This window comes from Nocardia sp. SSK8, from assembly GCF_037034205.1.
In the GTDB taxonomy this organism is placed as follows: domain Bacteria; phylum Actinomycetota; class Actinomycetes; order Mycobacteriales; family Mycobacteriaceae; genus Nocardia.
The window spans coordinates 265,727-287,938 of sequence record NZ_JBAGKD010000006.1; the positions used below are offsets into that span (position 1 = coordinate 265,727).

Genomic DNA, 22,212 nt, shown 5'->3' on the forward strand with positions numbered 1-22,212 from the left:
GCACATCGGCTTTACGCTGTCATTTACAGGTGCTTCACCAAAGCGAAACCCTAAGGGACACTGAGCATTTCGTAAGCGTCCAGACGCAACGCCCGGCCACTGCCCTTACGCTGCCGCACTCCTACTTTGCCCGGATTGCCGGTTCTTTCGCGCGTCCTGACTGATCGATCACAGCTACGGTGATCTCGGCCGGGGGTGCGGGCCGGAACGGGGTGAAGCGTTCCAGCGAGCCCCAGTCGCGGCCCAGATCGCGGTCCAGGTAGGTCGGGACGGTCTCGGATTCCAGCAGCAGCTCGGTCCAGCCGAGCGGTCCGCCGCCGATATCGTCCTGCCAGGCGTTGGAGGCATCCGAACCTACCCGGTCGGGCAGAATCCGCCACTCGGGGGCCTCGGCCACGCCGTCGTGGTGGTCGAACGGGCGCTGGCAGGGGAAGGCCAGGCCGACGTGCCAGTCGAGCAGCACCGGCGCGGTGTGGCCGACGACCGAGTCCAGGGTGGCCAGCTTGGGCAGGCGCGGCGGGGTGAGCGCCAGCCACTGCTTCTGGGTGATGTCGTTGTCGGTGGCCACCAGGCGCACCGCGTTCACCCCGGCGGGCAGCTGGTCGACCGGCACGCGCAGGTTGCGCCAGGACGGGGCCGGGCCGATATCGAGCGGCATGAGCGAGCCGGTGACCTCGACGGTGCCGTCCTCGGCCCGGGTGCCGTACTCGACCCGCAGGTCCTGGCCGTACTGCACGACGCCGTCGGTGTCGACCGAGCGGATACGGCCCGCGGCGGTGATCACCAGGGCCTGGTAGGCGGGGTCGTCGCGGACGGCGTCGGTGAGGTCGACGCGGTACCACTGCGAGGTCAGCTTGGCCTGCTGCTGCACGCCGTCCTGGTAGGAGCCCAGCACGGGGGTGCGGGCGGGGTCGAGGCCGAAGGGCAGGGCAACCGTGCTGCCGTTGACACCGGCCTGCTCGCTGGTGCCGCCGCCGGTGCCAGCGCCGGTGGTGTTGGTGGTCTTGTTGGCCGAATCGGTGTCGACCGAGTTGGCGCCGCCGACCACGGTCTCGTCGGCGTCGGCGGTGAGGTCGGTGGCCACGCCGTTGGGGTCGAAGCCGGTGGACTCGGCGCTCAGGCCGTCGGCGGGGTCGCCGGTGTAGGGGGTGAGCAGGGAGTCGGCGGTGTTCGTCTCCACCAGCACGTCGTCGGCGAGGGCGCAAGTATTGCCCTGGAGGGCTTCGATATTCGACTTGGCGATGGAGTAGGCCGGGTACTGGGTGATCGCGCCCTTGGCCATCGAGGCCACCTCGAACAGCACCAGCAGCGCGGCGGCGATGGTCAGCGGCATGGTCGCGAAGCGGTCGAAGCGGGCCGGGCCCGCGGGCTTGCGGTAGGGAGCGCGCAGGTGGAAGTACAGCGCGAGCAGCAGGGCGAGCACGCTGAGCCCGAGGAACAGCGTCGACAGGCCCTTGCCCGCCACCAGCGGCGCCTTGTCCCAGAACGGCACGCCGTAACTGGAGACGTACCACCAGCCGTTGGAGCCGGTGAAGGTCAGCGCGAGCAGGAACAGCACCGCCGCGGCGAACAGCGCCCGGTTGCGTGGCGCGCGAATCCCGTTGGTGCCCACCGCGACCGCCGCCAGCGCGGCCAGCGACCCGGCCAGGCCCGCGTAGACGCCGAAGTGGTGGGTCCACTTGGTCGGCGTCCACATCATCAGCAGTAGCGCCGCGAAGACGATGCCCAGGATGCGCACCGACGGGCCGCGCGAGGTGCCGGGGATACGGCCCTTGCGCAGCACCTGGAGGATGCAGACGATCAGGCACAACAGCAGCACCAGCACGCCGAAGCGACGGGCCAGCGAGCCGTCGGGGGAGAGCATGAACAGCGAGTCCCAGCGGGTGCGCTCGTCGAACCAGGCCACATTCGGGCCCACCAGCGTGCGCACGCGGGTGGCTTCCATGACGGTCGCCAGGGTCTGATCGGCGAAGACGACGATCAGTACGAGTGTCCCCGCGGCGAGTCCCGGTGCCAGCAGCGCGGCATAGCGGAAGATCGTGCTGGACAGCGACCGTCGCCCCGGCTCGCTCGCGCCGCGCTGGTCCGCATCGCGGTCGCGTTCGCTCGCGCCGTCGACGCTCTGCCCACTGCCTCCACTCCGGGCGCTGCTTGCGCCCTGCGCGCTGCCCGCACTCTGCGGGAGGCTCGTACTCTGCGCGCTGTCGGCGCCAGCGCGGGCTTGGTCGTCTCCGCTGTTCTGGTCCGAGTCCACATCGCCGAATGACGCGTCGCGGTCGGCGGCGATCCGGCGCGGCACGATGCCCTGGGCGCGCTTGATGATGATCTGCATGACCGGCCGGGTGCCTGCGATGAGGGCGGCGATGCAGATCAGGCCGGTCGGACCAGCGGCCAGTGAGAAGGCGGCGATGAGGATGGCGAGGGCGGCGGGCAGGAGCCGGGCGGTGGCGATGGCGCGTTCGATCGCGCACCAGGTGAGCAGCGCGCCCGCGGCGATCAGCGGTTCGGGGCGCAGGCCGTTGTCGTAGGGGAGCCAGAAGGCCAGGAACACCAGTCCGGCCGTCCACAGCGCCACCTTGTCGCGGCGCACCCGGGCGCCGAGGCGGGGCAGCACCTCGCGGCTGATCACCGCCCAGCAGACCAGCCCGGCGAGCAGCGCGGGCAGCCGCATCCACAAGCTGGCGTCGGAGATCTTGGTCATCCAGGCCAGCACCTCGTAGGACCAGCCGAACGGCGCCTCCGGCACCCCGAACCAGCGGTAGTAATTGGCCATGTAGCCCGAGGGGCCCGAGGCGCGGGCCATATTGAGGATGTAGCCGTCGTCGGAGGTGTTGGCGCCGATCACGTGCCACAGCAGCAGCGTGCCCACCACCGCGCCGTCGGCGGCGGTGACCTGCCACCAGTGCCGGGGCAGGAAGCGGCGGGCGCGGCGGCCGTCGGTGGTGTCGAGCAGGTGCAGGGCGATCAGGGCGGCGAGCGTGGCGACCGCGGCGACGATCATCGTGACCAGCTTGAGCGTGGTCGGAGTCGAGGTGAAGCGGGAGTCGATATCGGCGTGCAGCCGGGCGCCGGTGAGGGCCGATTCGTCCAGGTCGGTGTAGACGCCGACGATCTGCGGCCGCTTGTCCACAGTGACGGTATTGCGGAACGGGGTGCCGTCCTCGCGCGTCACCCCGAGGAACTCGACGGTCGTCGCCTCGATGGTGGAGACGATGCTGATCTGCGCGCACCCGCCGATCTCGGCGACCGGCGCCGACAGCATCGGCACATCGCGCGCCTGCACCCCGAGCACGCCGTCGCGCACGGTGACGCTCAGCCCCTTGGCGCTCTGGCCGGACTCGGCGGGGATGGTGGTGAGCAGCGTGGTCGGCTCCCCCTCGGGGAGATCCCGCAGCATGGCGCAGGGCAGCTGCGCGTCCAGCCGCTGCGGCACATACGACACGAGCGGCGCCTCGACACTCGTCGCGCCGGGCTGCGGCCAGTCCAGGCTCGCGCGGTCCTGGCGCACCGGCAGCAGCGGTGTCAGCAGGGCAAGCACGAACCCGAGCAGCCCACAGACGAGGGCGATCAGGCGGTAACGGGTGAACGCTCGTTCAGATCGGTCCGGTCGCACGGGGGTTGATGGTAGCCATCGAACCCGCGTGCGATGCGGCGCCGCGACCTAGCCGGTCTTGCGGTCGGTCCACTCCAGCTGGGTGCGGGCCCAGTCGGGGATCACGGCGTCGGGGCGGGGGAAGGCCTCGAACTCGGCGCGCAGGTCCTCGGCGGTGACCTCCGGCATCCAGTCGGCGATGCTGCCGGTGGAGTAGGTGGCCTTGTACCGGGTGGGCCCGGCGATGAAGATCTCGGCGCTGAGCCAGGCGCCCGCCTCGGCGTCGTAGGACATCTGCTTGTGGTCGGCGAAGTACCCGAGCACCTCCGGCGGCGGGACCAGATCGGTGAGCGACCCGTCGCGCTCCTTGATCTGCACCCCGGCGACGGTGTGCTCGCCGACCTGTAGGGACCACAGCAGGGCGAACTTCTGGCCGGGGGCCAGCATCGCGATGGTGGCGTCGATGACGGCGTGCTCGATCGCGACGAGCGAAGACAGCTGCTCGCGGGGGGCTGGGTCACGGTCCTGACGATGGGGCCGTGTCAGCAGGAGATCGATTCGCTCCGGTCTGCTGAGCGTCATAGCTATACCTCTGCATCCGTACCGATCAGCACTACCAAAACTGATTTCGGTCGGCCGAACTATTCAACATTGCGCAGCGTACTCGCCCCGCGAAGTGCTTCGTGCGGTTTGTCCACGCTGACCGGAGATATTGTGGTCTATCGCGCACCCGCACACCAGTAGCTACCCCGTGTCCATGAACACACCTCACGCGGCCGAGGCGCGCAGGGCGAACCAGCCGTCCCTCGGGTCGGCGAAGCCGTGGTAGACGAGCGGAATGCGCTGGTCGACGTCGAAGAAGCGGTAGACCGCCGCCATCGCCTGCCGCACCGAATGCGCCTGGAAGTCGTCGATGCGCCGGGCGCCGATGCGCCGCTCGGGCAGCAGGGCGAGCCGGATGAGCTCGGTGGGGTCGTCGATGTCGAGGCCCCACGGGTTGTCGTCGTCGATCAGGTGATCGTGCAGCACCGCGCGGCTGGTCGGCGGATCGTGGCGGGGGCCGGTGAAGGTGACGCTCTCCACGTGGGCCAGCCCGCGCGTGTTCAGCGGGGTCTGTGCGGCCTGGATCAGGTCGATGAGGGCGGGATCGGGTTTCGGGATCTGCCCGGTGACCGGGGCCTGTTCGAGCAGGTGCAGCATCTGTCCGCCGCGCACCAGCGGCTCGGGCACCAGGAAGACGCTGATGCTGGGGCAGGTGCGGTTCATGCCGGTGAGGCACACCCTGGTGTGCAACGGATCGGACATACGTCCTCCTCCGGGAGCGGGTCGGTGTTGTTTTCGCCATCCGCCGGGGCTGCCCGGCGACGACCGTGCCGCACCAGTCAGTGTAGTGCGGACGGGCCGTGTGGTCAGCGGGTCAGGCGATCGATTCGGTGTAGCGGCGGGCCAGAGTGCGCAGGTGCCCGACCAGCTCCGGTGGGCCGTCGACGCGGAAGTCCATCATGAGCATGCTCAGGTAGATGGCGATGGTCTCCATGGCATCGGCGCCGGTGAGCAGGACGCAGCTGTGCTCGTCGACGGGTTCGACCACGCCGACGGCCGGGTTGATCCGGGCGATCACGGTCTCGGCCGGGGCCAGCACGGTGACCCTGGCGTGCACCCGCCAGCCGCTGGTCGCGATATCGCGCATGACGAAGGCGACCAGGTCGTCGTCCGGCAGGCGGCGCGGGGCGAAGACGCGGCCGGTCGCGGTGGCGGTCGTGAGGGTGGCGACCGGGACGGCGGTCCAATCGTGCCCGGCCAGGCTGTAGGCGACGAGGTACCAGCGGCGCTGCCAGTTGATCAGCCGGTACGGCTCCAGCTCGCGGCCGTCGTCGACGGTGAGGGCGGTGGTACGGCGCACGGCCTCGGCGATGGTGGTGAGGATGCCCGCGGCGACCGGGGCGTCGGGTTCGCGCGAGCCGGTGGTCGCCGGGCCGATCTCGGTGACCTCGCGCAGCGCGGAGACCTTGCGCTGCAAGCGTTTCGGCAGGATCTGCTCGATCTTGCGCAGTGCCCTGGCGAGCTGTTCGCCCAGGTCGGAGACGGCGAGCGCGCCGTCGGCGGCCACGGCGATGGACAGGGCGACGGCCACCGCCTCGTCGTCGTCGAGCAGCAGCGGCGGCATGGTGGCGCCCCGGCCGAGCCGGTAGCCGCCGACGGCGCCGCGTTCGGCGTGCACCGGGTAGCCGAGGTCGCGCAGGCGCGCGATGTCGTTGCGGACGGTGCGTTCGGTGATCGCGAGGCGGTCGGCCAGTTCGCGGCCGGTGTAGGCGCGGTCCTGGAGCAGGGCCAGCAGGCGCAGGACGCGGGGCGTGGTCGCGGCCATCTCCACCTTTTTCGGATCGGGGAAAAATTAGGAACGAAACGAGCCTAATGGGTTCCTAGGCTGGAGTCATGAACAACAACACCGCAGTCCTCGAATCCGTCTGGCGCGACGTGGTCGCCGAGTCCTACGCGGCCCTGTCCGCCGTGGTGGCCGGGGTCGCCGACGACCAGTGGGACCTGCCGACGCCCTGCTCGGAATGGACCGTCGCCCAGGTCGTCCAGCACGCGGCGGGCGACCAGCTCGCCTACGCCGCCGCCCTCGGCGTCGGCCCCGGCCCGAACTTCAACCCCTTCGCCCCCTCCGGCACCCTCGACCTCCCGGCCACCACCCTCATCCGCACGGCCGTCGAGCAGACCGCCGCCGCCTGGGCCACCGTCTCCGACACCACCCCCGTCGTCCCCACCCCCCTCCCACACGGCGACCTCCCCACCCCCGTAGCCGCCACCCTCGCCGCCCTCGACGCGGCAGTCCACGCCTGGGACATCGCCACCGCCACCAACCAACCATCCCCCCTCACCGACCCCCTCGCCACCCACCTCCTCACCGCCGCCCGCACCCACCACCCCGCCCCCGGCTCGGGCATCGAAGCCGAGATCACCGAACCCCTCCGCCAGTGGGGCGCCTACGCCCCCATCATCGAAACCCCCGCCACCACCCCCACCGAGGCCCTCCTCCACTACCTCGGCCGCACCCCGGCCTGAGGTTCCCCGCCCGCAGGTGGCAGCCCTGACGCGCGCGATCATCGGCTCACGCAATATCGCGACCGACGCTCCCGCCGTGCTGATCCGCGCGGTCGATGTCTACGAGCACCACCGCTTGTCGTTCGCCGACGCGTATCTGGTGGCGCTCGCGGAGGCGGACTCCGGCTCGTCGATCGCCTCGTTCGACAAGGGGATCGGCAAGGTGGGCACCGTCCCGCGCATCGAACCCGGATCCGGCGAAGCCTCCTGAGGCCCAGTCGTCAGCGGTTGACGGTGATGAGGGTGAAGGGGCCGATGTCGGTGGTGGTGAAGGTGGGGTCGTCGAAGAGGGATTTGGGGAAGGCGACGGTGTAGCGCTTGACGTTGGGGTCGTTGGGGTAGACGTCTTCGGCGAGGCGGAGGGTGTAGGTGTCGGCGTCGCGGCGGAAGAGGAAGGCGTCGGGGGCTCGCCAGGGGGAGTGGGCGAGGGCGTCGACCAGGGCCTCGGAGGTAGGGAGTTCGCTCCAGGCTGCGATGGTGGCGGCGCGGCCCTTGAAGTCGGCGAGGGGGTTGGCGTAGTGGGAGGTGAGCGCCTGGAAGCCGAAGTAGGGGTAGTAGGCGAGGAAGGTGGTATCGGCGGTGAGGACGACGGATTCGTCACGGGGACGGCCGGTTTGGGCTCGCAGGGCCTCGTCGACCGCGTGGTAGTACGCGACGGCGGAGGGCTTGCGCTTGTCGGCGCGCTCGCCGTAGGTGCCGTCGGCGTCGGGGACATCGGTGGGCACGGTGTCGGTGTAGGCGGTGTCGATCTCGTGGGTGAGCACGGTGGGGATGTGCTGGGCGAAGGCCAGGGCGCCGAGCACGGCGAGCACGCCCGCGGCGGTGCGCAGGGGGGCCGGTTCGTTGAGCGCCTGGTAGATCGCGCGGCCGCCCTCGACGAACCCGAACACGCCCGCCGCGGCCAGCACGGCCAGCAGCACCGGCTCCAGCCGGAACGACAGCAGGGTGGTACCCGCCGCGGTGGCGGTCATCGACAGCAGGGTCCACAGATAGATCGAGATCACGCCGATCCCCAGCGCCTGCGCCCTGCGCGACGACCCGGCCCGCACCACCAGCCACACCGTGCCGAGCAGGCACAGCGCGCCTCGCAGTGAGAACTCCAGCATCGGGAACGCCAGCTCGGCACCGGACTGCGGCAGATAGTGGAAAGCACTGCCGGACGGCAATTTCGCGCCCCCCAGCATCTCCAGCAGATACGGCGCCCAGACGACGAGCGCCAGCACCACCGCGATCGCACCCATCACCGCCAGCCGCACGAACGGCCCGATCGCCGCCCGCCACACCGCGGGGCGCGCCGCGAAGTTCTCGCCGTCGCTGGTGCCCCGCGCGTCCACGGCCGAATCCCTGCCCGCATCCTCGGTGACCGCCGGAACCGAGCCCGTTCCGGCAGTCTCAGCCGCAATCGCCGAGTTCGTGCCGGTACCCCTCGCATTGCTCGCCACCGCTGCGTCTGCGTCGGCGGACCGAGCGTCGGCGTCTGCCGTGTCTGTGTCGTCGGCCGACACATCCGCGACAACCGTTCGCCCGCCGCTGATGGGCCCACCCTGCACCGCGACAGCGGAACGCACCCGCCGGGCGCCGAGCGAGTGCCGACCTTCCCGGCGACGCGCCGCGACAGCGAGACCGGCGGCGACCACCGCCATCACCACGACGGTGAACGCGGCGATGGCCAGGTACAGCGTGTAGAAGCAGGCCGCGACCCCGAGGAACAGCCCGGTGCCCAGCACCGCGCCCCAGCCGCCGGTCGACCGGTGCAGCGCACCCCAGGCGAGAACCAGCACCGGCGGGATGAACACCACCAGCACCGCGCCGTACGCCTCGGGCGAGGCATAGGCCAGGGTCATCGCGGTGACCGCTGCGGCGGCGCCGACCGCGAGATCGGCACGCACCAGCTGCGTCCACAGCACCAGCGCGATCACCGCGCAGACGGCCAGCAGCCCGATCGCGTACGGCTTGAACACTTCCCAGCCGTCCATGCCGAGCACATTCGCCACGCGTCCACCGATCCAGAACCAGCCAGCCGGATAGAACGGCGGGATGTCGGGGTAGGTCATGTCGCGCAGGGCGGCGCTGTCGGTGAGCCGGGTCAGGTATTCGGTGCGGAACTCCTGGTCCACCGAGACGCCGAACAGGTACAGCTTGGTGGCGGCCAGCGGCATACCGAGGGTGACGGTGACGAAGCTCGAAAGACCGATCCAGGAGGCCAGTTTCGCCACCACCGGCCACTTGCGCAGCCGGATCAGCAGCACCGCGACCACCAGCAGCGCCACCGCGGCGAACTGCCCGACGGTGGTCAGCGCGCGAGTCACATTGGAGGAGTTGAACGCGGGCCACTGCACCATCGAGAACGCGGTCAGGCCAACGGCGGCCACGACCAGCGCCACCAGTGCGGCAGCGGCCGCCTCGCCGAGGCCCGCGCCGATCCTGCGCACCGGCCGCACCTGGTCATCGGTAGTCATCGGCGCGCAATCCTCCGGCTCCACTGTGGTTCACGGTCCGGGCCAGCCTAGTAGAGTCCCGTTCGTCCGACTGTGGCGAATTCGCCGGACGAGTCAGCGGTGCCGTGTCAGCTGGGATTCCGCCGGGCAGAGTTCGAACGCGGCGCAATGGGCTGGCGCTATCTGGCGAAAATGTCGATGGTCCAACGTCGCAATGCGCTTTACCCCGAGACGTTCGGCCACAGCGACAACCGACGCGTCCGCCGCACCGAGAGGGAAGCCGCGGTACTTGACCACCAGATCAGCCATGCGCACATAGTCCTCGGGCGTGTGCGCTTCGACGCGAAGCTCCCCGGCAGCGATGGAGCGTAGAAAGTCGGCCTCCGCCGTCGCATCGACTCTGCCGAGCATGTAGCAGACCTCGGTCACGATCATCGCTGGGACGATCAGAGGGCCCGGTTCGGAGCTCAGGACTTCGAGACAGGGCTTGTGCTCCCTGTCTTTTCTGTTGGCTACGGCCAGCAGGGGCCCGGTGTCGCAGACGATCACTCGCCCCCGCCGAGCTCTCGGCGGAGAATCTCCTCGGAGGTCGAGGCGAAGTCGGGTTCGGTCTCTATCGATCCCGCGAAGGACAGGTGTCGGCGGGGAGCCGGATGAGCAGCGGGGGCGTGCTCGTGACTGGTCACGAGCCGTAGAACCACCGGCCGCAGGTCTCGCTGTTCGGCATCGGTCAGATAGCCGACGAGATCCTGCAGGGGCATGTCGTCGAACGCCGCAGTCATACAGCTCAGGATACCTTCGCCACTGGATCTGAATGAAGCGTCGGCTGCCACGCGCTACACGGTGTGGCAACCGACGACGACCGAGAATCAGATAGGCAGCTTGCGGAAGATCGGGCGCGGGACATGGCGCAGGGCCGACATCACCAACCGTGCCTCGTTGGGGGTCCACACAATCTCGGTCCCCTTCTCCGACGCGGCGACGGCCTGGCGGGCGACGTCTTCCGGGTCGACGGTGAGCGGAGCTTCCTTGGAACCGGTCGCAGCCCAATGCGCCTTGGTCGCGCTGGTACGCACCTGCATCGGGCGCACCACGGTGACGCGCGGGCCGTAGGGGCGCAGCGCCTCGCCCAGGCCGAGGTAGAAGCCGTCCAGCCCGGCCTTGGTGGAGCCGTAGACGAAGTTCGAGCGGCGCACCCGCTCGCCCGCCACTGACGACATCACGATGAACCGGCCGTGGCCCTGCGCCTTGAACTTGTCGCCCACCAGCACACCGACCGACACCCCGGCGGTGTAGTTGATGCCGACGGTCATGACCGCCTTGCGCTGGTTCTGCCACAGCTCCTCGGCGTCACCGAGCACACCGAAGGCCACGATGGCCACATCGACATCACCGTCGGCGAAGGCCGCGTCGACGACCTTGGGGTGCGAGTCGGTGTCGAGCGCGTCGAAGTCGAGCACGTCGACCTGGGTCGCGCCCGCGGCCTTCAGGCCGGTGACGGCCTGCTCGAGCAGTGGGTCGCCGGGCAGGTTCGCCAGGATGACCCGGGCCGGGCTCTTGCGCAGGTACTCGGCGCAGATCGCCAGGCCGATCTCGGAGGTGCCGCCGAAGAGCAGGATGGTCTGCGGGTTGCCAACTGCGTTGATCACTGGAGCTCCAGCCTCCTGGCCATATCGGACATGAAAACGCCGTTCGGGTCGACGCTGCGGCGGACCTTGATCCACTCGTCGATCCGTGGGTACATCTTGTGGAACGCCTCCGCGCTGGTCCGCGAGTCCTTGGCGGTGTAGAGACGGCCGCCGAACTCCATCACGCGCCGGTCCAGGTCGGTGACCAGCTCGTTGAGGCCGGGCTTGATCGGGAAATCCACGCAGATGTTCCAGCCGGGCATCGGGAAACTCAACGGCGCCGCGTTACCCGGACCGAACAGCTTGAACACGTTCAGCGCCGAGTAGTGTCCGGACGCCTGGATGTCGATGATGATCCGCTTGAACTCCTCGACCGCCTCGGTCGGCACCACGAACTGGTACTGGAGGAATCCGTTGGAACCGTAGCCACGGTTCCACTCCGAGATCATGTCGAGCGGGTGGTAGAACTGCGTCAGGTTCTGCACCTTGCCGGTGTAGTCACCGCCCATGGCGTAGTACGCCTCACCGATGGCCGACAGTGTCAGCTTGTTCATGGTGAAGTTCGGGAAGATGTCCGGCACCGTCATCAGGTGCGGTGCGTCGAACTTCAGCGGCTTCTTCTGCAGACGCTTGGGGAGTTCGTCCAGCTTCGCCAGGCGGCCCCGGGTGATCGTCGCGCGGCCCAGCTTGGGCAGCGGGCTGATCACGTCGAACCAGGCACTCGAGTAGGTGTAGTTCTCTTCGCTGCCGTCGCTGTGTGCCGCGATGGTCTCGTCGAGGGTGGAGGTTTTCACACCATCGTTGAGGAAGTAGGCCGTCTCCGTCGGCGCCATCTCGATGGTCGCGCGCAGGATGATGCCGGTCAGGCCGTTGCCGCCGACGGTCGCCCAGAACAGCTCGGCGTCCTCGCTCGGCGAGATCGTACGCACCGCGCCGTCGGCGGTGAGCAGGTCGATCGAGCGGACGTGGTTGCCGAAGCTGCCCTCGCTGTGGTGGTTCTTGCCGTGGATGTCGGAGGCGATGGCGCCGCCGATGGTCACCTGGCGAGTGCCGGGTAGCACGGGAACCCACAGGCCGAACGGCAGCGCGGCCTTCATCAGCTGGTCCAGGCTCACGCCGCCGTCCACGTCGACCATGCGCGATTCGCGGTCGATGCGGTGGATGCGGTTGAGCGCGGGCATGTCGATGACGAGCCCGCCTGCGTTCTGCGCGTGGTCGCCGTAGGAGCGGCCGAGGCCACGCGCGATCACGCCGCGTCGCAGATGCGCCGGCTTGGAGTCGTTGTCCTCGGCGACCATGCGCACGGCCGTGGCGATCAACTCGGGATCGCTGGTCGAGAGCACTTCGGCGGAGGTGGGTGCGGTGCGACCCCAGCCGGTGAGCTTGCGGGTGCGCGTTGGCAGCGCAAACGGCTCGTCGGCGGTGGTCGGAATGTTCTCGGACATCGGCTAAGAGGCTACATGCATGGCGGGACACGCGACCGGTCTCGTACTCTTCCTCACGTGCAAGCCCAACCGCATCTGCCGCTTCCCGCCGAGATTCCCCTGGTCGACGAGCCCGGCGGAACCGACGTAGACCTGAAGACGCAGATCGTGCGGTTCGGCCTCACCGGCGGCTTCTCCGCCGTGGTCGACTTCGGGCTGCTCACCCTGCTGTCGAACGTGCTCGGCGTGCCGGAGATCCTGTCGAAGGTGATCAGCTTCATCGCGGGCACCACCACCGCGTACCTGATCAACCGGCGCTGGACCTTCAAGGCCGAGCCGAGCAAGGCGCGTTTCGTCGCCGTGGTGGCGCTGTACGCGGTGACCTTCGCCGTGCAGGTCGGCATCTACGCGCTGATGTACTACGGCCTCGACGACGTGTGGTGGCGCCAGCCGCTGTCGTTCGTCGTCGCGCAGGGCACGGCGACGGTCATCAACTTCGTCGTGCAGCGCGCGGTGATCTTCCGGATCAAGTAGTCAGCTGGCCTGCGCCGCCGGCGCGGCATGCTGCTTGTCGGATTTCACGCCGAAGTAGTCGCCGCCCTTGGCGCGGATGTTGTCGGTGCCCCATTCGCGCTGCTGCCTGGTGACCGGGACCATCTGGGGTATGTGTTTGCGGCAGTGGATGTAGGCTTCCTCCACGTCGACGACGACCCAGACCTGCGAGGTCTTTCCCCGCTCCGGCGGTGGCAGCCCGTCGACGGTCTCGCGCAGTTCGCTGTCGGCGACCATGCGAGCCTTCCCGTTGATGTGCAGCCCGATCAGGTCGCGGACGAAGTCGATCATCAGGATCCCGACATGCGGGTTCTCGAGGATATTGCCGAGGCTGGCCATTACTCCGTTACCTCGATATTCGGGGTACGCAATCGTGCGTTCGTCGATCACGTGCAGGAATCCCGGCGACCCCGAGCGGAAGCTGGCGTCGCACTCGCCGTGCGCGTCCGCGGTGGAGATGAAGGCCATGTCCATCCTGGCCACGAATTCGACCATGGTGGTGTTGAGATAGTCGATCACCTGGTCGTCGTAGAACTTCGCGGCCCTGTCCGCGGTGCCCAATGTGTCCTGTAGCTCGTGCTCTCCGTCGCTGCCGACGTGTCTTCCGGGCATCAGGCCCCCTCTGCTAGCCGAACCGCCTGGTGTGACTGCAATCTCACACAGTGTAGGGGAGCATCACAGTGCGCGGGGCGGGTCCATTGTTGCGAATGCGTTGAAAACCAGGTTTGCGCAAAGGTTTCCAGTGGTGGACTGATCAGGCTGGTTCTACCGTCACCGGCACGCCGTTGAAGATCGCGGTGCCGGAGATCGCGTCGACCATCGAATCGTCGGTCAGCACATTGGCATTCACCCCGGCATGGGCCGAGGCCACTGCCTGGGTGGTGCTCTCGGCGTGGCCCCAGCCGTGCGGCAGGCTCACCACGCCGGGCATGATCGCCGTCGTCAGCTCGACGGGCACCGTCAAGGCCCCTGCGGCCGAGCTGATCTCGGCGTGCTCGCCGAGTCCGAGCCTGCTCGCGTCGTCGGGGTGGACCTGCAAGGTGCAGCGATTGGAGCCGCCGACCAGGCCCGCGATGTTGTGCATCCAGCTGTTGTTGGAGCGCAGCTGCCTGCGCCCGATCAGCACCATCGCCGGGGCGGCCGCGGCGAGGCGGGCGCGCAGCCGTTCGACATCGGCCAGCAGCGGTTCCGGTGCCAGGTCGACCCGGCCCGACGCGGTGCGCAGCGCCCCGGGCAGCCGGGGCCGCAGCGGGCCGAGGTCGATGCCGTGCGGATGGTCGAGCAGGGTCCGCAGACTCAGCTCGCCGCCGTTCCATGCCCCGTAGGGTCCGAGCTTGAGCATCAGGTCGATGCGCTGTTCGGTGCTGTCGGCGCCGGTCAGCTCGTCGCGACGTTCGCTCATGCCCGCCTTGTGCAGCATGCCCGCGATGACCAGTTCGTCGACCACGGCGATCGGACTGCGCTCGCCGGTGCCTGCGTGCGGCTGCCCGCTGACGGCGGCGGCGAGCCGGGCCAGCACCGCCGACTCCGACGGCCTGCCGCCCAGCGGGACCAGCGGCGGCGAGTACCGCGCGTAGTTGCGCACCGCGAACTGCAGCAGCGCGAAGTCGTAATGCGGCGACTGCACCGAACGCGGCGGCGGCAGGATGACGTGCGCGTGCCGGGTGGTCTCGTTGACATAGCGATCCACGCTCACCATGAATTCGAGCCCGGCGAACCCCTTGTCCAGCCGGGCACCGCTCGGCGCCGACAGCACCGGATTGCCCGCCACCGTCACCAGCGCCTTGATCTGCCCCTGACCGGGGGTTTCGATCTCGTCGGCGAGGGTGGCGACGGGCAGTTCGCCCATCACCTCGGGCAGCTCGCGCACCCGGCTGGTCCAGCGCCCCGGCCGGAACGGCCTGGTGCGCGGGATGCCGCCCGCCGCCGCGGTGGCGAACATGGCGCCGCCAGGGGAGTCGAGATTGCCGGTGACGGCGTTGATCGCGTCGACCAGCCACTGAGTGAGGGTGCCGAACTCGGCGGTGCAGGTGCCGATGCGGGCGTAGACGGCGGCGGTGGGGGCGGCGGCCAGCTGCCGGGCGAGCGCGCGGATGGTGTCGGCGGGGATGCCGGTGCGCTCGGTGACCGCCTCCGGCGCGAAGTCCGTGGCGGCGGCGCGGAGCTCGTCGAGCCCGTCGACCTCGAGTTCCACGCTGGTCAGGCCCTCGGCGAAGAGGGTGTGCAGCACCGCGAACAGCAGGTACGCGTCGGCGCCGGGGCGGATGAACAGGTGCTGGTCGGCCAGCGCGGCGGTGCGGGTGGCGCGCGGGTCGACGACGACCAGCGTGCCACCGCGGGCGCGCAGGGCCTTCAACCGGCCGGGGAAGTCCGGCGCCGTGCACAGCGAGCCGTTGGATTCGAGAGGATTGGCGCCGAGCATGAGCAGGAAATCGGTGCGGTCCAGGTCGGGGACCGGCACGGTCAGCGGGTCGCCGAACATGAGTCCGGCGGCCACCTGCTTCGGCATCTGGTCGGCGGTGCTGGCCGAATAGATGTGCCGGGTGCTCAGCGCGCGGATCAGCGCGGGCAGATACAGCGCGCCCGCGACGGTGTGGGCATTGGGATTGCCCAGGTAGACGGCGGTGGCGCCGCTGCCGTGCGTTTCGCGGATCTGGCCGAAGCGGCTGGCGATCAGGTCGAAGGCCTCGTCCCAGCTCGCGGCGCGGAACCCGGTGCCGTCGCGGACCAGCGGCGTGCTGACCAGGTCGGGATCGTCGTCGAGCTTGCCGAAGCTGGCGCCCTTGGGGCACAGGAAACCCTTGCTGAACGGGTCATCGCGGTCGCCGCGGGCGGAGAGCACCCGGTCGTTGTCGTCGAGGGTTAGAGTCAGACCACAGACGGCCTCACACAGCGGACAGGTGCGCAGCAGCGTTCGTGGAGCCATGCCCCATCCTTGCTCCGCCTCGGGCCTCCTGCTGGGAAACGCCGAAAGCAATTCAAACATGGTTCACGCCAACGGAATTGGGGGCGTGACAGACCGTTAGCACGTCTTAGGATCACCAAGCGTGGGGGGCTACGGGAAGGAAATCATGCGTACTTTCAAGCTGGCGACCGGAGCCACCGCCCTCGCCACCGTCGCGTTCACGCTGCTGGCGGGCACCGCCTCCGCCGCGCGGACCGCCGACGCGGTGGGCGGCGCCGACAACATCACCGTCTCGATCAACAACACCGACGACGCGTGCTGGTCGGGCACTGTGATGCTGGACGAGATGCTCCAGCAGACCATCCTCTCGGCCGACAAGCCCTCGGCCGTGCTGACCGACATCGCGGCGGGCGAGCACCGGGTGCGCGTCCACCTCTACGTCGGCGAGGGCGACACCTGCAGCGTCAACACCCCGGCCATCGAGCTGCTGGACGAGACCGTCACCGTGGGCGAGGCGTCGGGCAACCCGATCCAGGACCTGCTCGATTCGGGCAGTGCCGCACTCGGGCTGAAGTAAGCGAATCCACGACATCGGGCCGGGTAGGGGCCACCTGCCCGGCCCGAGTCGTGTCCGGAACCGGAAACGCCGAAAACCCGCGGTGCGACGTCGGGGATCACGTCGCGACCGCGGGTTGCGGAGAAATAGGACCTAGCAGGCCACCGTCAGGGTGGTGCGCTTGCGGCTGGCGGCGGCGCGCACGGCGGCACCGAGGGCGACCACCGGCGGGATCCAGCGGGCCTCACCGGGGGCGACGCCCCAGGCGGCCGAACCGGCGGCGAGCTGGGTCGGCGGCAGCGGGATGCTGGCACCGTCGGTGTGCACGAGCACGCCCGCCTCGCGCATGGCCTCGATCGCCATGGCGGCCTTGCGGACACCGGTGACCAGGTGGATCTCGCGACGCTCGGCGCCCGGGATCTCGATCACGGGGCCGGAGAGGTTGTTGGCGCGCAGGAAGCGACGGACCTCGCCGGCCATCTCACCGGAGATCTCGATAGCCGAGATGTCCTCGTCGGTGATCAGGCACAGGCCATTGGCCGTTTCGGCAACCGTCCAACCCCGCGCGGCGTACTCCTGCGCGGCGGCACCTTTCCCGGCACCCGTGGTTGTGGTCGGAAACGTCGTGCGCACTGTGTTCTCCATTCCCCGGAAGAGCTCTGTTCTGCGTTCATGGGCGTATCGGCACGGGGTGGCCGTCGTGTTACGCCGTTACCGAAAAATGTTCGAGACTGTCTGCTTCGTCTCAGTTCGATCACCTTCGCTATCGGAGGTCGCGCCCGCCCAGGGTTGGCGTAGGGGGTGAAACCGGGCAGGATTCGGTACATGACCGAAGAGCCGGGCACCGCCCCGTCGACCGCCGAGGACGCCGAGGAGTTCGAGGCCGAATCGCGATGGCTCTCTTGGAAAGAGGCTGACGTGAAGCGTTCGGCGCCCAAGCCCGCGCGGATCGATTCTCCTGACGCGGGCTTCGATGACCCGTTCCGCAGTACCGGCTCGGCCAAGCAGTGGGCCGCCGAGGCCGCGCGCTCGCTGCTCGACGTGCAATTCCGCAGGCCCGCGACCAGGACCCTGTTGCCGCTGGCCTACATCCTCGGCGTGGTGTCCTTCGGCATCGGGTTGCCGATCGCGCTGGTGGTGCTGATGTGGAAGGCCTCGGTGCTGCTGGGCATGCTGGCCGCGCTCGTCGCGATCCCGCTGGGGCTCACCATCGCCGCCTCGGTGCGCCTGATGCTGGAGTTCGCCGACAACGCCGCGCGGCTGGCGGGGCGCGTGGAACACATCAGCGATCTGGCCGACGGGCTGTTCCAGGCGCTCTCGGATGTGGCCGAACCGGTCAACCAGCTTTCCGAAGACGTTCGGGCCGTGCAGTTCTGGCGGTTCCGGAAGAAGAAGTAGGCTTGCGTAGGGCGGTCTCCGAAAGCTAGTGAAGGAGGCCGGATTTGGATACAGGGGGGAAGTATGGCTTCACCGCAGGGCGTCACGGGTTCGACCATGCCACGCAGGCAGCTGGGCAGGCACTTACGTGACCTGCGCAATCAGGCGCGGATGACCACGCGCACCGCCGCGTCGAAACTCGAATGGTCCGAGGCCAAGATCTGGCGGATCGAAACGGGACAGACCTCGTTGCGCAGTCTCGACGTCGAGGCGATGTGCAAGGTCTACGGGGCACCGGCCGACCTGGTCGAGCCGCTGGCCGCGCTGGCCCGCGAGACCAAGGCGCGGGGCTGGTGGACCGGCTACAGCGATGTGATTCCGGAGGGGTTCGAGGTCTACATCGGCCTCGAGGAGGCCGCGACGGGGCTCTCGATCTACGACAACGGCCTGGTCCCGGCGCTGTTGCAGACCGAGGACTACACCAGGGCGCTGCTCGAGCAGTCGGTCCCGGATCTCACCGAGGGCGAGCTCGAGCGCAGGCTGGGCGTGCTGCGCGCGCGCCAGGCGCTGATCACCCGCGAGGACTCGCCGCTGCGGCTGCACGTGGTGCTCACCGAGTCGGTGCTCGCGGCGCGGGTCGGCGAGGAGAAGGTCGGCACGGCCCAGCGCGCGTGGCTGCGCGAGCTGGCCGAGCGCGACCACATCCGGGTCCAGGTGCTGCCGTCGGACACCGGCTACCACGCGGGCCTGGAGTCGGGCCGGTTCGTGATCCTGGACTTCGGCGTCGACGGCTCGCTGGACCGGCCGGAACCGCCGGTGGTCTTCGTGGAGACCTTCGCCGGGTCGGCCTACCTGGACAAGGCGCCCGATTACGACCGGTATCGCGGGGCTTTCATCGATATCGCCGCGGCCGCTACGGACACGCCTTAGGGCGCTCCCAGGCGCTGGCGAGCACCGAGCGATGCGTGGGTAGGGCCTGGTCGTAGACCGCCCTGCCCTGCTCGGTGAGCCGGACGAAGATGGCGCGGCGGTCCTCGACGCACATGGTGCGTTCGACCAGGCCGTCGCGTTCCAGCCGGGCCACCGCGCGGGAGAGCGCGCTCTGGCTCAGGTAGATGTCCCCGGCGAGTTCGGTCATGCGGACCTTCTGACACTCGGTACCGGCCAGCCGATCCAGGGTCTCGAATTCGCTGAGGCCGATGCTGTGGTCGTGCTGAAGCGCCTTCTCCAGTGCGCAGCTCACGGCGGCGTGCCGATCGAGCAGTGCGCGCCACTGGCCGACGAGCTCGGAGGGCGCTTCGTTGCGCCGAGCTGTCGCATTCGCCGGGTTCGACATGGCCCCATCTTAGTGGTGCGGGCATGCCCATGCAACCGCATTAAATGTGTTGGCATTTAATGCGTGCGCATGTAATGTCCTCCGCATGACTTCGCCAGCAACGCTCTCGGCCGCAGATCAGGCGACCGATCCCACCAGGTGGCCGCTTCGCCTCTGGGGCATGCTGATCACCCTGTGCATCGTTCTGTTCCTCGACGGTCTCGACGTCTCGATGATCGGTGTCGCGCTGCCGTCCATCGGCGCCGAACTCGATCTGTCCACCTCCACCCTGCAGTGGCTCATCAGCGGCTACGTCCTCGGATACGGCGGCCTGCTGCTGCTCGGCGGGCGCACCGCCGACCTACTCGGGCGCCGCAAGGTATTCCTCATCGCGCTGGCCGTGTTCGCGGTCGCCTCGCTGGTCGGTGGCCTGGTCAGCGACCCGACGCTGCTGATCGTCACCCGGTTCATCAAGGGTCTGGCCGCGGCGTTCACCGCCCCGACCGGCCTGTCGATCATCACCACGACCTTCGCCGAAGGAAAGGCGCGCACCAAGGCGCTGTCCATCTACACCGTGTTCGGTGCCGGTGGCTACTCGATGGGTCTGCTGTTCGGCGGCCTGATGACCGGCGTCGGCTGGCGCTGGACCTTCCTGCTGCCGGTCCCGATCGCGCTGGCCGCCCTGGTCGCCGCCTTCGCGCTGGTGCCCAAGGACGGCAAGGCCGAAGAGGGCGGGCACGATCTGCTCGGCGCGCTGCTGTCCACCGCGGGCATGCTGCTGCTGGTCTACACCGTGGTCACCGCGCCGGAGGTCGGCTGGGCCTCGCCGCGCACCGTCGGCTCCTTCCTCGGCGTGATCGCGCTGTTCGCCGCGTTCGTCATCACCGAGCAGCGGGTCAAGCACCCGCTGGTGCGCCTGGGCATCCTGCGCAAGGTGTCGCTGGTGCGGGCCAGCCTGGCCATCGTCGCGGTCGCCGGTTCCTACTTCAGCTGGCAGTTCATCGTCACCCTGTACCTGCAGGACACGCTGGACTGGTCGGCGCTGAAGCTGGCCATGGCGCTGCTGCCGGTGGGCATCCTGGTGGTCGGCTCGGCCTTCTTCTCCGAGAAGCTGATCGACCGCTTCGGCACCGGGCCGGTCATCGCGGTCACCATGTCGGTGATGGCCGTGGGCTACCTGCTGTTCCTGCGGATCGACACCGCGCCGGACTACCTGACCGTGCTGCTGCCCGCCATCCTGCTGATCGGCATCGGCTGGGTCGGCTTCCCGGCCATCAATGTGCAGGCCACCAGCGGTATCGACGACGACGAACAGGGCCTGGCGGCCGGTGTGCTGCAGACCTCCATGCAGGTCGGCGCGGCCATCGTGCTCGCGGTGACCACCGCCATCGTCACCTCCGGCGCGCACGGCGCGGACACCACCCCGCAGCAGATGCTCGACACCTACCGGCCGGGTCTGACCTTCGCCGCGGGCGTCACCATCGTCGGCGCGCTGGTCGCCCTGACGGTGTTCCTGCCGCGGCGCAACCGCTCGCAGGAGATCGACGCACCGGTGGCCGAGGCGAAAGTCCTCGAAACGGTGTAACCGAATATCGCCGGACGGCACCATCTCTCGCGGGTGGTGCCGTTCGCGGTATCAGGAGAAACCGGGCGCGGCCTCGTCCTTGGCGGAGCGGATGTAGGTCAGCGCCCGGCCGTCGCGGCCCTCGGTCGGCCAGTCGATGTTCAGCCGGGGGTCGAAAGCGTCCATGTCGTGGTCGAATTCGGGGGAGTACTCGAGCGAGCACAGGTAGGTGACCGTGGAGTTGTCCTCGAGGGAGAGGATGGCGTGGCCCAGGCCCTCGGACAGGAAGACCGAGCGGCGGTGCACGTCGTCGAGCAGGACCGAGTCCCAGCGGCCGTAGGTGGGCGAGCCGGGGCGCAGGTCGACCACCACGTCGAAGAACGCGCCGCGCACGCAGGTCACGTATTTGGCCTGGCCGGGCGGGGTTTCGGTGTAGTGGATGCCGCGCAGCCCGCCCGCGGCGGAGACCGAGGTGTTCACCTGGTGCAGGTCGAACGGGCGGCCGGTGGCCTTCTCGAACTCCGAGGCCTTGAACGACTCGCAGAAGGTGCCGCGATCGTCACCGAGCAGGCGCGGGGTCATCACCCAGGCCCCGGGGATGGCCAGCTCTCGAAATTCCATGGTTACCAGTCTTTTCCGCGATCGATGAGGTCGAGAAGATAGCGGCCGTAGCCCGAGCGCACCATCGGTTCGGCCAGCTCGCACAGCTGCTCGTCGCTGATCAGGCCGCGCCGCCAGGCCACTTCCTCTGGCACGCCGATCTTGAGGCCCTGCCGCTCCTCGATGGTGCGCACGTAGTTGGCCGCGTCGAGCAGGGAGTCGAAGGTGCCGGTGTCGAGCCAGGCGGTGCCGCGAGCGAGCACGTCGACGCTGAGCTTGCCCTGGTCGAGGTAGGCGCGGTTGATATCGGTGATCTCGTACTCGCCGCGCGCCGAGGGGCGCAGTCCGCGGGCGATCTCGACCACGTCGTTGTCGTAGAAATACAGCCCCGGGATGGCGTAGTTCGAGCGCGGGACCTTGGGCTTCTCCTCGATCGAGACCGCGCGGCCCTGCTCGAACTCCACCACGCCGTAGGCGGTCGGGTCACTGACCCAGTAGGCGAACACCGCGCCGCCATCGATGTCGTGGAAGCGCTCGAGGCTGGCGCCGAGGCCGGGGCCGTGGAAGATATTGTCGCCGAGGACCAGGGCCGCGGGCTCGCCACCGATGTGGTCGGCACCGAGGACGAACGCGCTGGCCAGACCGTCCGGTTCGGGCTGGACCCGATAGCTGATCGCGACCCCGAACTGACTGCCGTCCCCGAGCAGCCGGGCGAACGCGTCGGCATCCTCCGGCGTGGTGATCACGAGAATGTCGTCGATGCCTGCCAGCATGAGGGTGGACAACGGGTAGTAGACCATGGGCTTGTCGTAAACCGGGACGAGCTGCTTGCTCACCCCGCGCGTGATGGGGTGCAGCCGCGAACCGGTGCCGCCCGCCAAGATGATTCCGCGCATGGGGCTGAGTCTATTGGCGGCTGGCGCCGCGGGGGTCTCGGCCCCTGGGACGGCCGAACCCCCGTCGGAGTGGGATTGGCGCCATCGTGCGAACCGGCCGCTCTCGGTCAGAATACTGACTGGTGGGCGGTGGTTCGCACGATGACGCCAGCTCCGGTCGTTCGGGTCACTCGCAGGCGCCGGGCAGAGCACGATCCGGCTACGAGGGTTTCGGAGGTGGGCGTGTCGGGCGATAACTGGTGCAGAGACGGCGTTCA

The 22,212-nt window shown here is 69.0% G+C and carries 22 protein-coding genes; 7 read left to right on the top strand and 15 right to left on the bottom strand.

Annotated features, from left to right (window positions below):
* Positions 1-121 precede the first annotated feature (121 nt).
* From WA675_RS14340 to WA675_RS14355, 4 genes are all read right to left on the bottom strand, one after another.
* The gene (locus WA675_RS14340) at positions 122-3,613 is read right to left on the bottom strand and encodes an arabinosyltransferase domain-containing protein (protein WP_336084782.1); all 3,492 of its coding nucleotides are present in this window, start codon (positions 3,611-3,613) and stop codon (positions 122-124) included.
* 48 nt (positions 3,614-3,661) lie between these two features.
* Positions 3,662-4,174, bottom strand: coding sequence for a hypothetical protein (locus WA675_RS14345; RefSeq protein WP_336084783.1), 513 nt, complete (start codon positions 4,172-4,174; stop codon positions 3,662-3,664).
* A 186-nt stretch (positions 4,175-4,360) separates the two neighbouring features.
* Entirely contained in the window at positions 4,361-4,897 is a 537-nt protein-coding gene (locus tag WA675_RS14350; protein ID WP_336084784.1) for a hypothetical protein, read from the bottom strand.
* Between the two features lie 112 nt (positions 4,898-5,009).
* On the bottom strand, positions 5,010-5,960 hold the full coding sequence (locus tag WA675_RS14355) for a helix-turn-helix transcriptional regulator (protein ID WP_336084785.1): 951 nt from the start codon (positions 5,958-5,960) through the stop codon (positions 5,010-5,012).
* Between the two features lie 68 nt (positions 5,961-6,028).
* Here WA675_RS14355 and WA675_RS14360 point away from each other — a divergent pair, with 68 nt between their 5' ends.
* Both WA675_RS14360 and WA675_RS14365 read left to right on the top strand, forming a co-directional pair.
* Positions 6,029-6,661, top strand: coding sequence for a TIGR03086 family metal-binding protein (locus WA675_RS14360; protein WP_336084786.1), 633 nt, complete (start codon positions 6,029-6,031; stop codon positions 6,659-6,661).
* Positions 6,662-6,677: 16 nt separating this feature from the next.
* Complete coding sequence (locus tag WA675_RS14365) at positions 6,678-6,911, top strand: PIN domain-containing protein (protein WP_336084787.1); 234 nt, start codon at positions 6,678-6,680, stop codon at positions 6,909-6,911.
* A 10-nt stretch (positions 6,912-6,921) separates the two neighbouring features.
* Here the strand turns inward: WA675_RS14365 and WA675_RS14370 are convergent, their stop codons facing one another.
* The 5 genes from WA675_RS14370 to WA675_RS14390 form a co-directional block, all read right to left on the bottom strand.
* A complete protein-coding gene (locus WA675_RS14370; protein WP_336084788.1) occupies positions 6,922-9,159 on the bottom strand; it encodes an arabinofuranosyltransferase in 2,238 nt (745 codons plus the stop codon).
* Positions 9,160-9,252: 93 nt separating this feature from the next.
* On the bottom strand, positions 9,253-9,687 hold the full coding sequence (locus WA675_RS14375; protein ID WP_336084789.1) for a type II toxin-antitoxin system VapC family toxin: 435 nt from the start codon (positions 9,685-9,687) through the stop codon (positions 9,253-9,255).
* The gene (locus tag WA675_RS14380; protein ID WP_336084790.1) at positions 9,684-9,920 is read right to left on the bottom strand and encodes a hypothetical protein; all 237 of its coding nucleotides are present in this window, start codon (positions 9,918-9,920) and stop codon (positions 9,684-9,686) included. The genes WA675_RS14375 and WA675_RS14380 overlap by 4 nt, the downstream gene beginning before the upstream one ends.
* A gap of 87 nt (positions 9,921-10,007) precedes the next feature.
* Complete coding sequence (locus WA675_RS14385) at positions 10,008-10,787, bottom strand: decaprenylphospho-beta-D-erythro-pentofuranosid-2-ulose 2-reductase (RefSeq protein WP_336084791.1); 780 nt, start codon at positions 10,785-10,787, stop codon at positions 10,008-10,010.
* Entirely contained in the window at positions 10,784-12,199 is a 1,416-nt protein-coding gene (locus WA675_RS14390) for an FAD-binding oxidoreductase (RefSeq protein WP_336084965.1), read from the bottom strand. Before WA675_RS14390 ends, WA675_RS14385 begins: the two co-directional genes overlap by 4 nt.
* 27 nt (positions 12,200-12,226) lie before the next feature.
* On the opposite strand from WA675_RS14390, the gene WA675_RS14395 reads away from it, so the two are divergent.
* Positions 12,227-12,724 (top strand): GtrA family protein, encoded by a 498-nt coding sequence (locus WA675_RS14395; RefSeq protein WP_336084792.1) that lies wholly within the window; start codon positions 12,227-12,229, stop codon positions 12,722-12,724.
* On the opposite strand, the gene WA675_RS14400 is transcribed toward WA675_RS14395, so the two are convergent.
* A complete protein-coding gene (locus WA675_RS14400; protein WP_336084793.1) occupies positions 12,725-13,354 on the bottom strand; it encodes a pyridoxamine 5'-phosphate oxidase family protein in 630 nt (209 codons plus the stop codon).
* Between the two features lie 142 nt (positions 13,355-13,496).
* Positions 13,497-15,668: a molybdopterin-dependent oxidoreductase gene (locus tag WA675_RS14405; protein ID WP_336084794.1), complete on the bottom strand. Its 2,172-nt coding sequence runs from the start codon at positions 15,666-15,668 to the stop codon at positions 13,497-13,499.
* 145 nt (positions 15,669-15,813) lie between these two features.
* Here WA675_RS14405 and WA675_RS14410 point away from each other — a divergent pair, with 145 nt between their 5' ends.
* Positions 15,814-16,224 carry a hypothetical protein gene (locus tag WA675_RS14410; protein ID WP_336084795.1) on the top strand — a complete coding sequence of 137 codons (411 nt, stop codon included), beginning with the start codon at positions 15,814-15,816 and terminating at the stop codon, positions 16,222-16,224.
* 132 nt (positions 16,225-16,356) lie between these two features.
* Here WA675_RS14410 and WA675_RS14415 read toward each other — a convergent pair whose 3' ends face one another.
* Positions 16,357-16,848 (bottom strand): hypothetical protein, encoded by a 492-nt coding sequence (locus tag WA675_RS14415; RefSeq protein WP_336084797.1) that lies wholly within the window; start codon positions 16,846-16,848, stop codon positions 16,357-16,359.
* 180 nt (positions 16,849-17,028) lie between these two features.
* Between WA675_RS14415 and WA675_RS14420 the strand changes: the two genes are divergently transcribed.
* Positions 17,029-17,601: a DUF4282 domain-containing protein gene (locus WA675_RS14420; RefSeq protein ID WP_336084799.1), complete on the top strand. Its 573-nt coding sequence runs from the start codon at positions 17,029-17,031 to the stop codon at positions 17,599-17,601.
* Positions 17,602-17,664: 63 nt separating this feature from the next.
* A complete protein-coding gene (locus WA675_RS14425) occupies positions 17,665-18,510 on the top strand; it encodes a helix-turn-helix domain-containing protein (RefSeq protein WP_336084800.1) in 846 nt (281 codons plus the stop codon).
* Here the strand turns inward: WA675_RS14425 and WA675_RS14430 are convergent.
* On the bottom strand, positions 18,494-18,916 hold the full coding sequence (locus WA675_RS14430) for a MarR family winged helix-turn-helix transcriptional regulator (RefSeq protein WP_336084802.1): 423 nt from the start codon (positions 18,914-18,916) through the stop codon (positions 18,494-18,496). The genes WA675_RS14425 and WA675_RS14430 overlap by 17 nt on opposite strands.
* An 85-nt stretch (positions 18,917-19,001) precedes the next feature.
* Between WA675_RS14430 and WA675_RS14435 the strand changes: the two genes are divergently transcribed.
* Positions 19,002-20,480 carry an MFS transporter gene (locus WA675_RS14435; protein WP_336084803.1) on the top strand — a complete coding sequence of 493 codons (1,479 nt, stop codon included), beginning with the start codon at positions 19,002-19,004 and terminating at the stop codon, positions 20,478-20,480.
* A 51-nt stretch (positions 20,481-20,531) separates the two neighbouring features.
* On the opposite strand, the gene WA675_RS14440 is transcribed toward WA675_RS14435, so the two are convergent.
* Both WA675_RS14440 and rfbA read right to left on the bottom strand, forming a co-directional pair.
* Positions 20,532-21,080 (bottom strand): dTDP-4-dehydrorhamnose 3,5-epimerase family protein, encoded by a 549-nt coding sequence (locus WA675_RS14440; RefSeq protein ID WP_336084804.1) that lies wholly within the window; start codon positions 21,078-21,080, stop codon positions 20,532-20,534.
* A gap of 2 nt (positions 21,081-21,082) precedes the next feature.
* A complete protein-coding gene (rfbA, locus tag WA675_RS14445; protein WP_336084806.1) occupies positions 21,083-21,955 on the bottom strand; it encodes a glucose-1-phosphate thymidylyltransferase RfbA in 873 nt (290 codons plus the stop codon).
* Between the last annotated feature and the right edge of the window lie 257 nt (positions 21,956-22,212).